Raw genomic sequence first — 12720 nt, forward strand, 5'->3', positions numbered from 1 at the left:
AGTCAACGCATGAACTGCAATGACATGCGCAAGGTGGGTCTCAATCTGCTGATTCTTATTGAGGCGTTGATGCACGAGCGCAATCTCACTCGCGCCTCGGAAAAACGCTTCTTATGGGATCAGGGATGAATACAACCGTGCTATTCATACATGGCGAATGGCTGTCTGCCGCCGCCTGGGATAATTTCTCCAGTCGCTATCGGGCATGCGGCTACACCTGTATTGCGCCACCTTGGCCCTTATCGGAGGGGCCGCCAGAGAGGCTGCGCAGCGCGCCACATACCGATTTCCCGCGGCTTGGGATCAGACAAATTATTGAGCACTATGCTGCGCTGATTCGGCGCATGCCTCAGCCGCCCTTGCTGATTGGCCACTCGCTGGGCGGTCTGCTCGTTCAGATGCTGTTGGATCGTGGTCTTGGCTGTGCCGGCATTGCGATTGCAGCGATACCCCCTCGCGGGGTAATACCGCGCTTGAGCGTTCTCTCCAGGGCGATACCCATGCGCATGGCTTGGGGCAGTTGGAAGCGAGTCATGTATTTTCCGCTACGAGACTTTACCCAACAATTTACCCGGGCTATGGCGATCCAGGATATTGCGCTGCTATATGCAAACCATATCGTGCCAGCACCGGGGCGAATTTTCTTTGAAGCGGCTTTCGGTATTGGCACCTATGTCGATTTTGCCAATGACCGCAGAGCACCGCTGCTGTTGATCGCCGCCGAGAACGATCACAGCGTACGGCCATGCGTGGTGACGTCGAACTATCGGCACTACAACCGCTCTGCGGCCAGCACCTCGCTCAAGTGCTTTGCCGGGTACAGCCATTGGCTCATCACCGAACCAGGTTGGGAGCAAGTAGCTGACTACACAATTGAATGGGCGCAAACTCAGCTGGGTCGTTTTTGATTTTTTTCAGGTTCGCGCGGTGATTAGCGTATTGGGATCTTACCCAACCAAACAGCAGTTGCTCACCCCAGGAAATCGCTGGCGCACATGCACGGCGTTGGCAATCCATATGCTGTTGGTTTGCCTGCCATGGTTCAGTACGACGGCAACGGCCTCCGACTACTTACTGGACACGCTGGAGCACCACCGTTGGACCGTCGCTGATGAGGGACCTAGCCAGGTAGGGGCTTTGGCCCAGACCCGAGACGGTTATCTCTGGCTCGGAACCAACGATTCGCTCTATCGCTTTGATGGTCTGGACTTCGCGCGCTATACCCCGCCAGACGGTAACCCGCTTGGCATCATTTCCGTACTCAAGGCGGAGGATGAGGGCTTGTGGGCCGGTCTCCGTACTGGGGGCATAAGCCTGATCACCGACACGGGCATAACCACTTACCCAGTCAGCGCTGGGTTGCCTGGCGGAGTGGTCTATAGCATCGCCAAGGATCACAGTGGCGCAGTCTGGATCGCCGCAAATGATGGTTTGGCACGGTTTGACGGTAACGCCTGGCAACGTATCGGTACCGACTGGAACTTTCCGGGACGACATGCCCGCGCGGTACTCCTCGACCGCGATGGAACGCTATGGGCAGCCAATGAAGATCGCCTGTTCTACCTGCCGTCGGGTGCCCGAGCGTTTGTCGATGCAGGCATTGCGGTGGGTTGGGTGAGTCAAATGGCTCAGGCTCCAGATGGGGCCATCTGGATGGCCGAACGATATGGCGGTTCGCTGCGCCGAATCGTGCCAAGCGAAGGCGATGCGGCGACCCAGGTGACCGTAATCGACGGTGCTAATGGTTTGTTATTCGACAGTGCCGGGGCGATATGGGTGGGTACCAGCGGTAAGGGCGTTCGCTATGTGCCAGCCTCTACCAGCCGCAACGCTCTATCGATAACTGACGCCCTCGATCACCAAGAAGCGTTTATGGCCAAGGATGGCTTGAGTGCAGATAACGTTCTTCCAATACTCGAAGATGTCGACGGCAATATTTGGGTGGGCACTAGCGCCGGACTAGACCGTTTTCGGCCAAGTGCTATGGTCTCGGCCGCATTTCCACACAACGCCCAGAATTTCGCATTGGTTGCCGGTGCGGCAGGCAGTGTCTGGGCAGGTACCAGCAACCTACCTGCAATGCGCCTGAGCAGTACGGGGTTGACCACTCTGGATATACCGGCACCGATTAGTAATGCCTTCGGTGATGCTAACGGTGATATCTGGATGGCTGGCAGCAATGGTATCTGGCGTGCGCAAGGAGACAAAATCGAGCGAGTTGCCTCATTGCCAACTCAGGATGCGCTTGACTCAGCCGTACGCGCGATGACTCTCGATCAGGCGGGCGACCTGTGGGTTTCGATCAACCGCAAAGGGTTGTTCGTTCTTCGAGACGGACGTTGGTCAATCGTTGCCCCGCCTAATGCTGATCCAAGCCAGTTAATGCCTGTCAGCGCTACCACTGATCCTCTTGGCAGGCTCTGGTTCGGCTACCGCAATAACCTGATTGTGACTCACGACGGCAAGGTACAACGACACTGGGGGGCGGACGAAGGCTTAAAGGTTGGTCATGTCACCGCGATGCTACATCAGGGCCATCTCACCTGGGTTGGTGGCCAGCGTGGAGTGGCCTTCTTCGATGGTGAGCGCTTCCACAGCCTTCATCTACCGGACAATGGACTGTTCGACAATATCTACGCGATTCTAGCCGTACCTCCCAGAGAACCTGAAGGCGACGGTAGCTATGATCTCTGGCTCCACGGCAAAGCCGGGGTCTATCAGTTGACCGCTCGTGAATTAAAGCGCGCCATCGCTGACCCGCTATATCAAATAAGTTACCGCAGCTATGAGGTGATTGGTGGCCTGGCCAACGACCCCCACCAAGTACTCCCATTACCCACTGCAGTGCGTAGTACGGATGGACGTCTATGGTTTAGCACCAGTAAGGGCGTGACCTGGATCGATCCAACTCGCTACGTGCAGAGTAAAGCCGCCCCCAAGGTAGTTATCCAATCATTCAATGTCGATGGTAAGGAACCCCCACCCAGTGAGTTGTCACGGCTGGGAGCAGAGCCAAGAAGCATCGAAATCTCTTACACAGCGCTCAGCCTCTCAGGTATGCAAGGCTTGCACTTTCGCTATTTGTTGGAGGGGTTCGACACAGACTGGCAGCAGGCGGGTTCAAAACGTAGCGCCATCTATACGGGGCTCGGCCCCGGAGATTATAGGTTCCGCGTATTAGCCTCCAATCAGGATGGGCTACTGAGCACCGAAGAGGCCGTGCTGAGCTTCAGTATTCGGCCAGTCTTCTACCACACCCCACTGTTTATCGTATTGAGCGGTCTAGCAGTGGTAAGCGTTTTGTGGATGCTGCATCGCTTCAATATTCGCCGTTCAGCCCAGAATCTGCGGGACCGCCTCGAGGAGCGACACGCCGAGCGCGAGCGAATCGCCCGTGAACTGCATGACACCCTACTTCAGGGTGTGCAGGGCCTTATGTTGAGTTTCCAAGCCGCCACTGAGCAAATACCCAGTACTCATCCGGCTCGAGGCAGAATGGAGAGAGCGCTAGACCGTGCAGATCAGGTTTTGGTGGAGGCACGAGAGCGGGTGAATAATCTGCGTGATCTGAACGAGCCTGCTCTGAACCTGATCGATGCATTTGCCGCTGTCACGAGTGAGCTGCAGCTAGAAGGCAGTACGCGCTTTACCCTGAGCAGCCACGGCACGCCACTGCCGCTGCACCCTATAGTCGGTGAAGAAAGCTACCGGATAGGCTGTGAAGCGATCATGAACGCCTTTCGACATGCCAATGCGCAGAACGTGGAAATCCAGATCGTCTACACCAAACACGCATTTCAGCTGAGCGTTGGCGATAATGGTAGCGGCATCAACCCACAGTATCTGCCGCCCAATATCCGCCCCAATCACTGGGGCTTACACGGCATGCTGGAGCGGGCCGAAAAAATCGGCGGACGGCTGTCTATTCAAAGAGGAGCCCACAGCGGCACTGAAATTCAACTGACTGTACCCGCGGCAACGGCCTATCGACGTATCCCGCGACGACTTAGCCAGTGGCTACGTGTATTGACCCAATTGAGGCCCTGAGTGTGCACCCAGAGAATGAACAGATACGCGTGCTGGTCGTCGATGACCACCCTCTGCTGCGCGAGGGTATAGCCGCCGTCCTTGAAGCCCAATCAGACATAGCGCTGGTCGGCGAGGCGACCAATGGGCACGAAGCGCTTCAGCTATTTCGCTTGCTGCGCCCGGACGTCACCCTGATGGATCTACAAATGCCCGAGATGGATGGCATCGAGGCGATTCATGCCATTCGCGCCGAGTTTCCTTGCGCACGCATTGCCATTCTGACCACCTATCGGGGTGATGTACGGGCCTTACATGCAATCAAGGCGGGAGCTATCGGCTACTTATTGAAAAGTAGTCTACGCAAGGAGTTGCTGGATGCCATCCGCTCTATTGCTGCAGGCAACAACCATTTCCCGGCAGAGATAGCTGTTGAACTGGCTGATCACCTAAGCCACGACTGCCTGACCGCTCGTGAAATCCAAGTTCTGCAATGTGTGGCAATGGGTAAACCCAACAAGCAAATCGCCGCGGAACTCATGATCACGGAAGACACCATCAAGGGGCATTTAAGAAATATCATGGACAAGTTGGGTGCCAGCAATCGCACCCATGCGGTCACTCTCGGCATTCAGCGCGGCATCATCACTGTGTAATACCCCACTTTTGAGGGGGGCGCGCGCCCCCCATTGTTGTCTTATGTGCGATCAGTGCACGGCGTAGCATGGCGCCATGGACATAAAGATCCACAGTGGAGCACCACCATGCGTGCCACCTTGCATGCCGTTACCCCGGCAACTGCAGTAGACAGCCAGACTCAGCGCTGTATTTCCGACGAGGCTTATGACGGCGTCATGCAATTGCTTAGAGATGCTCAAGCGCACCTGAGCATTGACCGTGACTCAGCCTGCCTATGCCTGACCCGCGCCCTGGTCATGTTGCAAAAGAGCGATAGTCAGTTAAAAAGCCGCCATGGCTGCCTATCCAATTGGCAAACTAAACGGGTGGTTGACCACATTGACGCTAACCTCGACTCATCAATACGCACAAATCAGTTGGCTGCTGTTCTCAGCCTGAGTGTCAGTTACTTCTCGCATGCTTTCAAAAATACCTTTGGTGTAACGCCGCTGGTCTACGTCGCACGTCGTCGCATCGAGTCTGCGCGTCAGATCATGCTCACGACCGATTCCTCGCTGACCGACATCGCCCACAGCCACGGATTCTGTGACCAATCCCATTTCATCCGTACCTTCCGCCGCCAGATCGGGGTTACACCTCAGGCTTGGCGACGTTTGTGCGATGCCGGGTTATACGAGGAACAGACCAGTTCCACCCCCAGAGCACTGGCCATTGTCAGGGCCTCAGCGTGCAACGCATAGCGCAGGGCTATCGCCTTCGGATATCGAAGCGCAAGGGCTAGCCGCCAGCGCTCATCCAAATTGCGGAGTTCGAAACAATGAGCCTAGAGGCCTTCGCTGCGGCAGGCGGATGACTGTGAGTTGGAAATCGTATGCCATCAGGGCGAGTACGTTGCTTGTATCGCATCAAAGCTGCACGGCTAGTCGAGCAGCGTCAGGGTGACGACGAGTACGCCGTCGGAGGAGATGGTACGGCCGTCACGGCCGCCGGTGGCTTCTGCATAGGCACGCTAAGCAATGGTTTGAATCGACATACGCCGGCTTTCAAAAAAGCTGAAGGACACCACGAAAAAGATCACCAGCACCACAAATGGAATACGCCTTGGAATACATTTCAAAATGGATCTGCGTGAAGTGCTATGGAGCTCGATGGCGCTGAAAGCCCCGTATTTACTGGATTTCAGGCACAAAAAAGACGTCCGTGGACGTCTTTAGATGATGAAATGGTGGAGCCGGGGGGATTTGAACCCCCGTCCGCCAGTACTCCGCTGTCGGTACTACATGCTTAGCCGTGTCTATTAAGTTAACCCTCAGCGACCCGACGGGCAGGGTGCTTTGGGCGAGTTGTGTAAGTTTTAGCCGATTCGTCCACAACGTACTGCACGGCGATTCCGTTCTATATGACAATCACTTTGGGTTTACGGACATCCCCTGGTGATTGCTGGACCCGAAGGTACCAGAAGGGAAGGGCTAAGGCTGCTTACGCAGCGAGAGCGTATTCCCCGTAGGTTTCGTCATTGGCAACTATAGGAAGTTGCAACAGTGGATTTACGAGTTCTGTTACCAACTCGGCATGCACCTAAAGTTTCGCAACCGGCGTCGAATCCTAAACGGCCCCGAGCCTGTAGCTCCGTGAATCAGCTGGAGCGACAAGCCTGTGCAGTGTACGCCAATACGCGGCTGAGGCCAACCCGCAGGTTGGCCTGACGCGAGCTTACTGCTGATCGCCTTTGGTGTTGTTCTCCAGTTTTTGCAGGACCTGGGTGGTCAGCGAGATGCAGTTTTCGATGCCTTTCTCGGTGCCTTTGGCCTGCTCGGCCTCGGCTTCGGTCACTTTGGAGTTAACCTCGGTCTTCAAGTCTTCGCTCATTTGTTGAGCGGTGGTCATATTGGTTTCAATTTTTTTTAGCTGGGTATCACAGAGGTTCGTGTCCGCTGCAAACACCGGAGAGGCCAACAGTGCCGCGGAAATGAACAAGCCAGCAAATGCGGTGTGCTTCATGTGGATCTCCTTGAACGTATGGTCTCGGTGCTGGCGGATGGACGTGGCCAGGCCCGAGTCAATAAAGGGCCCGACGGCGTCGGGCCTATTCAAGTGACTACAGCGAAACGCAGGAATTCGATTTTTCTTCGGGTGCGATGGGGAGCCCCTCAGCGTCGGCGAATTTGGGCCGGGTGACGCGATCCACCAGATACACCAGGCCGTGGTAGTCGATTTCGCCATGGCGCGTCAGACCGATCTCGCAGGTGCGGCTGGTGGAGACGCCTTCGCTGCAATACTGCACCGCATCCTTGAGCGTTCGCAGTGAGTGGGCGTTGAGCTCCGGTGTGGTGAAGCCTTTGTCTCCGGCAAAACCACAGCAGTGGATGCCTTCGGGGATCACGACTTGCTTGCTGCATTTGCGCGCCAAGTCGATCAGTGCCTGGCTCTCGCCCAAGTGCTGGGTACTGCAAGTGACGTGTACGGCAATCGGTGCATCCTGCGGGGTGAATTCGAGACGGTCCATCAAGTGCGTACGAATGAAACGCACCGGGTCGTACAGGTCCAGTCGAACATTTCCCAGGTCCTGGATCAGACGCAGCGTGCAAGGGCTGGTGTCGCAGTAGATCGGGTCGATCCCGCCACGGCTGGCGTGGAGCAGGGCGCCGATCAACTCCTGGCGCTTGTGCTCGGCCTGTTCCGCGTAGCCTTTGGATGCGAAAGGCTGGCCGCAGCACAGGCTGTCCACGTTGTCTGGAAAGACCACCTGATAACCGGCTTTTTCCAGCAGTCGTTGGGTTTTTTCATACAGCGACATCTGTTCTTTGTCACCCGCCGCCGGCGCCATGGCGCGCGACACACACGCGGCCAGATAGACCACGCGCGGGCGTTCGTCGCAGACGGCAGGGCTGAAGCGAATGGCTTTTTCCGGCTGCGGCATGGCGTTGTCCCACTGGGGAACCTGACCCTTCGACAGCCGGGTCAGGCCGGCTGACAGGCGGGCCAGTCGCGGCGCGCCCAGCAGCATTCGGGCACCGTTGGCGACGTGCAGGGTAAAGCGTGCGCCTTGCAGGGCGATGGCGAAATTGCTTGCCAGCCAATCGGCGGTTTTCGTACGTGTTGCGCTGCGGCTACGGAGTTTTTTCACCAGCTCGCCGGTGTTGATGCCGACCGGGCAACGTTGTGCGCATAACCCGGTGGCGGCGCAGGTGTCGATGCCGTGGTATTGGTAGGCCGTTTCCAGCGCTGAAGTGTCGATGCCTGCGCGCTTTTTCGCCTGGATGTCCCGCCAGATCACGATGCGTTGGCGCGGGCTCAAGGTCAGGTCTTTGGACGGACAGACCGGCTCGCAGAAGCCGCACTCGATGCACTTGTCCACTATCTCGTCGGCCGCCGGCAGCGGCTTGAGGTGCTTGAGGTGAATTTGTGGATCTTCGCTGAGCACCACGTCCGGGTTGAGGATGCCGTTAGGGTCGAGCAGGCGTTTGAGTTGCCACATCAACTGGTAGGCGTCGCTGCCCCACTCCAGTTCGACGAATGGCGCCATGTTGCGGCCGGTGCCGTGTTCGGCCTTCAACGAACCGCCGAACTCCACCGCCACCAACTGCGCCACGTCATCCATGAATGCTTGATAGCGCGCAACTTCTTCGGCGTTGTTGAAGCCTTGGGTGAAGACGAAGTGCAGATTGCCTTCCAGCGCGTGTCCGAAAAGAATCGCTTCGTCGTAGTGATGTTTGTCGAACAGCTCAATCAGGCGGTTCACGCCAAGGGCCAGTTGCTCGACCGGAAAGGTCACGTCTTCGATGATCACCGTGGTCCCGGTTTTGCGTACCGCGCCCACCGCAGGGAAAGTGTCTTTGCGGATGGCCCAGAGTCGCGCGTTTTCTCGCGGGTCTTCGGTGAAGTCGACCTGTTTTTCCACGGGGAAACCGGCCAGCGATGCCATGATCCGGGCCAGTTGCTCTTGCAGCAAAGATGACGAAGCTGCGCGGGATTCAATCAGCAGGGCGCAGGCATTTGTCGACAGATGCTGTACGAAATCCGGCATGCCCGGTTTGTCCTGCACCGAACGCAAGCTGCGCCGGTCCAGCAGCTCCACCGCCGATACCGGTTGGCTTTTCAACACCGTGACTGCATGGCAGCAGGTTTCCACGTCCGGGAAGACGATCAGCGCCGAGGCTTTGTTCGGGTGATCGATGACGGTGTTGTAGGTCACCGCGCTGATGAAGCCGAGCGTGCCTTCGGAACCCACCAGCAGGTGGCTCAAGATATCCACAGGCTCGTCGTAATCCACCAAGGCATTGAGCGACAGGCCGGTGGTGTTTTTCAGACGGTATTTGTGGCGAATTCGAGCCGCCAGTTCGGTGTTGGCGCGGGTCTCGCGGCCAAGGGTTGCCAGACGTTCCAGCAGTTCGCCATGGCTTGTACGAAAGGCCGCCACGCTGGTTTCATCTTCAGTGTCCAGACGGGTGCCATCGGCCAGTACCAGGCGGATGCCGGCGAGGGTGTGATAGGTGTTTTGCGCGGTGCCGCAGCACATGCCGCTGGCATTGTTGGCGACGATGCCTCCGATCTTGCAGGCGTTGATCGATGCCGGATCGGGGCCAATCTTGCGGCCGAACGGTGCCAGCCAGGCATTGGCCTGGGCGCCGATCACGCCGGGCTGCAAGCGGATCTGCATGCCCTCGCCGCGAATTTCGCGAGCGTTCCAGTTATCCCCCAGCACGATCAGTACCGAGTCGCTGATGGCTTGCCCGGACAGGCTGGTGCCGGCGGCGCGGAAGGTGACCGGCACCTGGTCGCGTTGGGCCAGTTGCAGCAGTGCTACCACTTCATCTTCGGATTCGACGCGTATCACCAGTTTCGGAATCAGCCGATAGAAACTGGCGTCGGTGCCGAAGGCCAAGGTCGACAGCGGGTCGTCGAAACGGCGCTTTGGCGGGATCAGCTGCTGTACGTCGCGCAGGAAAGGGGCCGGAAGCGTCATTGGTCCTCCAGAATCAGAACCACCAGATCCTTCGGACCATGGGCGCCATAGGCCAGTACCTGTTCGATGTCGGCCGTCTTGGAGGGACCCGAGACCAGCAGGGCGTTGGTGGGCATGCCCTGGGCCCAGGCGAATTCCTGTTGCACTTCATAGAAGTTGTCGCGGATTTCGCTGGCCTTGAGCAAAGCAAAATGCACCGGCGGAACCAGGCTCATCAACCGCGGTTCTTCCCGCGTCGGCCAGAGAATCAGGCTGCCGGTTGCCGCGATTGCACCCAGGGTCCCGGTCAGGCTGGCGGGGGTGTCGTTGAACAGTTCGGCTTTCCATTGCTCGACAGGCCGGTCGTAGGCCTTGAGCGTTGGCAGCTCGGGATTGTTCGCCCAGAACTGTGTGATTTTTTGCCCGTGAGGCGTCGTCGGGGCGATGAGCAGGCTGGGTAATTGACGGTCGCGCAGCAACTGCGCCAGCAGCGCCGGCCAACCTTCGCCAGACGTCAGATGGATCTCGGTGTGCACCGCTTCCATCAGTTTGCGCAGTTGAGCGATGCGCTCCTCGGGGGCGTAGCGATAGGTTTTCGTCACCAGGTCGACATCGAAGTTGTCGGCCACTGGTGTGGTGCCGGTCAGACTTTTACGCAGCTTGGCGAGGATATTGTCCTTGGCGCTCATCGACGGTCTCCCTGCTGGTTCAGGTGTTCGCGGGCCAGGTCATGCAATGAGCGGGCGGCGGGTTTGGGGGCGCTGTGGTTCTGCGTCCATGGGCCGACGTTGTCGGGCGTCAGGGCGCGCAGGCGCGTGGCGAGGAAAGCGAACAGCCGATACAGGCGCGGCGAACTGTTGAGTCGGGCCCAGGCATTCCAGATGAAGCGCTCCTTGGGCGAATACTTACTGCCCTGGCCACGCATCACCGGGTTTGGACTGTCCGGTGCCTTGACGTTTTCTTCGCGCAGGCGCCGCAACAGCGCCGGAATTGGAATCTTCACCGGGCACACTTCGCCGCAGGCACCGCACAGTGAAGAGGCGCTTGGGTGGTCCGGCACTTTGGCCAGGCCCACCATGTGCGGCGTGATGATTTTTCCGATAGGCCCCGGGTAAACCTCGCCATAGGCATGACCACCGATGCGGGTGTAGACCGGGCAATGATTCATGCAGGCGCCGCAACGAATGCAGTTCAGGGTCTGGCGCAGTTCGCTGTCGGCAAATGCCTGGCTGCGCCCGTTGTCCAGCAGGACCAGGTGCACTTGCTGGGGGCCGTCCAGTTCGTCGGCCTTGCGTGGGCCGGAGATCATGTTGACGTAGGTGGTGATCGGCTGGCCGAGGGCCGAGCGGGTCAGCAGCGAGAGCAGCGGCACCACGTCCCGCAGGTTCTCCACGACTTTTTCGATGCCGGTCACGGCAATGTGAACCGGTGGCACGGTGGTGGACATCCGCCCGTTGCCTTCGTTTTCCACCAGCAGCAACGTGCCGGTTTCGGCCACGGCGAAGTTGACGCCGGATACGCCGATGTCAGCCTCGAAGAATTTCTGCCGCAAGACCTTGCGACCGATCTGAATGAGTTGGTCAACGTCCTTGGTGTACTCCACGCCAAGTTTGTCGTGGAACAAGGACGCGACCTGACCGGCGTTCTTGTGGATCGCCGGCATAATGATGTGTGAAGGCTTCTCGTGGTCGAGCTGGACGATGTATTCCCCCATGTCGGACTCGAGACATTCGATGTCCCGACCCTCGAGGAAATGGTTCATCTCCATCTCTTCGCTGACCATCGATTTGCCCTTGATCACTTGCCGCGCCTCGTGAGCGCGGATGATCGAGAGGACGATGCCATTGGCTTCGTCCACCGTTTCCGCCCAGTGTACTTTCACACCGTTGCGGGTCAGGTTGGTTTCAAGCTGCTCGAGCAGGTCGGGCAACTTCGATAACGCACGAGCGCGGACGGCATTGCCCAGCACTCGCAGATGTTCTCTTTCGTGGGCATCGCTGAAGGACGCTGCCCGCTTGGTCATCAGTGAATCCATCGCTGTGCGAAAGTTGTTTCGCAGTTGCGTGTCGTCCAGTGCCTTGTGGGCCCTGGCGCGAAAATCTTCCTGCACCTCAACGGTCGGAATCAGCGTCGGTGTGCTCATACGACACCCCCGGTGCGCTGCCAGAGGAAGCTCGCCAGGTGCTGCCCCCGTAATGCTTGCTGCTGTTTCTCCAGGGCGCCATTGATATTCATCAGGCAACCGCAGTCGGCACTGACGACCTGGTGCGCGCCGGATTCCTTCAGCGCGCGGGTCTTGTCGGCCACCATCGCGCCGGAAATATCCGGCATGCGAACGCTGAACGTCCCACCAAACCCACAGCATTCACTTTCATGGCTGTGTTCGACTCGCTCCACGTTGTCCAGCTGCGCCAGCAAGGCGCGGCCATGCAAGTGGGTGTTCATTTCCCGTCGTGCCGAGCAGGAGGTGTGCAGCGCGACCTTCACCGGTTCGCCACTGTCGTTCAACTGCACCTTGCAGACAAACAGCAGGAACTCGGCCAATTCATAGGTCCTGGCCGCCAGGGCCTGGACCTGTTTGAGCGTATCGGGTTCGTCCTTGAACAGGTCGGCGTAATGCTCGCGCAGCATGCCGGCACAGGAGCCCGACGGCACCACCACCGGATAATCCCCGGCAAACAACGCCAATTGCGCCCGCGCTACCGTCCGGGCCTGCTCGGTGTAACCGGAGGTGTACGCCGGTTGCCCGCAACAGGTCTGCCCTTGCGGGTAGTCCACCCGTATCCCTTCGCGCTCCAGAAGATGAATCGCATCCATCCCGGCTTCGGGATAGAACAGGTCCACCACGCAGGTTCCGAACAGGTAAACCCGTTCGGGCTTGTTGCTGGGGTACTGCCGAGGCTCGGGCAATGGCGGGGCGACACGGGTCGCATTCGGCACGGCGTTGTAAAAAAGCTCGCTCATCAGGCGTGTCTCCGGGTGGTCCCGGTTATCCGTCCGCTGAGGCTGCTGAATATAGATAAGGAATCTTTCAGCAGCCTTGCAGACCCGGTTATCAATAGCAGACGCCGAATCGTGGTTCGGCGTCGTTCTTTTTCGGTGTTAGCTGT

Annotated in this window: 9 protein-coding genes, 1 other RNA gene and 2 pseudogenes; 5 read left to right on the forward strand and 7 right to left on the reverse strand. The window is 58.3% G+C overall.

The features are described 5' to 3' along the window. Nucleotides 1-9: 9 nt before the first annotated feature. The 5 genes and pseudogenes from PSEUDOMOFG3G_RS01950 to PSEUDOMOFG3G_RS01970 form a co-directional block, all read left to right on the forward strand. Nucleotides 10-114 (forward strand): annotated as a pseudogene (locus PSEUDOMOFG3G_RS01950) (LysR family transcriptional regulator); the annotation flags it as partial. Between the two features lie 11 nt (nucleotides 115-125). Then, nucleotides 126-908 (forward strand): alpha/beta hydrolase, encoded by a 783-nt coding sequence (locus PSEUDOMOFG3G_RS01955; protein ID WP_139049099.1) that lies wholly within the window; start codon nucleotides 126-128, stop codon nucleotides 906-908. Continuing rightward, on the forward strand, nucleotides 874-4047 hold the full coding sequence (locus PSEUDOMOFG3G_RS01960; RefSeq protein WP_139049100.1) for a sensor histidine kinase: 3174 nt from the start codon (nucleotides 874-876) through the stop codon (nucleotides 4045-4047). The genes PSEUDOMOFG3G_RS01955 and PSEUDOMOFG3G_RS01960 overlap by 35 nt, the downstream gene beginning before the upstream one ends. A 23-nt stretch (nucleotides 4048-4070) precedes the next feature. Further along, nucleotides 4071-4682, forward strand: a complete 612-nt coding sequence (locus PSEUDOMOFG3G_RS01965) for a response regulator transcription factor (RefSeq protein WP_218938993.1) — start codon at nucleotides 4071-4073, stop codon at nucleotides 4680-4682. Nucleotides 4683-4790: 108 nt separating this feature from the next. Continuing rightward, nucleotides 4791-5405 (forward strand): AraC family transcriptional regulator, encoded by a 615-nt coding sequence (locus tag PSEUDOMOFG3G_RS01970; protein WP_139049101.1) that lies wholly within the window; start codon nucleotides 4791-4793, stop codon nucleotides 5403-5405. 191 nt (nucleotides 5406-5596) lie between these two features. Here PSEUDOMOFG3G_RS01970 and PSEUDOMOFG3G_RS27970 read toward each other — a convergent pair. The 7 genes and pseudogenes from PSEUDOMOFG3G_RS27970 to PSEUDOMOFG3G_RS02000 form a co-directional block, all read right to left on the reverse strand. Then, a pseudogene (locus PSEUDOMOFG3G_RS27970) lies at nucleotides 5597-5698 on the reverse strand (organic hydroperoxide resistance protein); the annotation flags it as partial. 190 nt (nucleotides 5699-5888) lie between these two features. Beyond that, nucleotides 5889-6282, reverse strand: a transfer-messenger RNA (tmRNA) gene (gene ssrA, locus PSEUDOMOFG3G_RS01975). A gap of 96 nt (nucleotides 6283-6378) precedes the next feature. Beyond that, nucleotides 6379-6666: a hypothetical protein gene (locus PSEUDOMOFG3G_RS01980; RefSeq protein ID WP_139049102.1), complete on the reverse strand. Its 288-nt coding sequence runs from the start codon at nucleotides 6664-6666 to the stop codon at nucleotides 6379-6381. A gap of 97 nt (nucleotides 6667-6763) precedes the next feature. Beyond that, entirely contained in the window at nucleotides 6764-9631 is a 2868-nt protein-coding gene (locus PSEUDOMOFG3G_RS01985; protein ID WP_139049103.1) for an FAD-binding and (Fe-S)-binding domain-containing protein, read from the reverse strand. Further along, nucleotides 9628-10299, reverse strand: coding sequence for a lactate utilization protein C (locus tag PSEUDOMOFG3G_RS01990; RefSeq protein WP_076383522.1), 672 nt, complete (start codon nucleotides 10297-10299; stop codon nucleotides 9628-9630). The genes PSEUDOMOFG3G_RS01985 and PSEUDOMOFG3G_RS01990 overlap by 4 nt, the downstream gene beginning before the upstream one ends. After that, the gene (locus tag PSEUDOMOFG3G_RS01995; protein WP_047229077.1) at nucleotides 10296-11753 is read right to left on the reverse strand and encodes a LutB/LldF family L-lactate oxidation iron-sulfur protein; all 1458 of its coding nucleotides are present in this window, start codon (nucleotides 11751-11753) and stop codon (nucleotides 10296-10298) included. The genes PSEUDOMOFG3G_RS01990 and PSEUDOMOFG3G_RS01995 overlap by 4 nt, the downstream gene beginning before the upstream one ends. After that, nucleotides 11750-12574 carry a (Fe-S)-binding protein gene (locus tag PSEUDOMOFG3G_RS02000; RefSeq protein WP_107321857.1) on the reverse strand — a complete coding sequence of 275 codons (825 nt, stop codon included), beginning with the start codon at nucleotides 12572-12574 and terminating at the stop codon, nucleotides 11750-11752. Before PSEUDOMOFG3G_RS02000 ends, PSEUDOMOFG3G_RS01995 begins: the two co-directional genes overlap by 4 nt. Nucleotides 12575-12720: the final 146 nt, after the last annotated feature.

The organism is Pseudomonas sp. FG-3G (genome assembly GCF_901007645.1).
Lineage (GTDB): Bacteria > Pseudomonadota > Gammaproteobacteria > Pseudomonadales > Pseudomonadaceae > Aquipseudomonas > Aquipseudomonas rhizophila.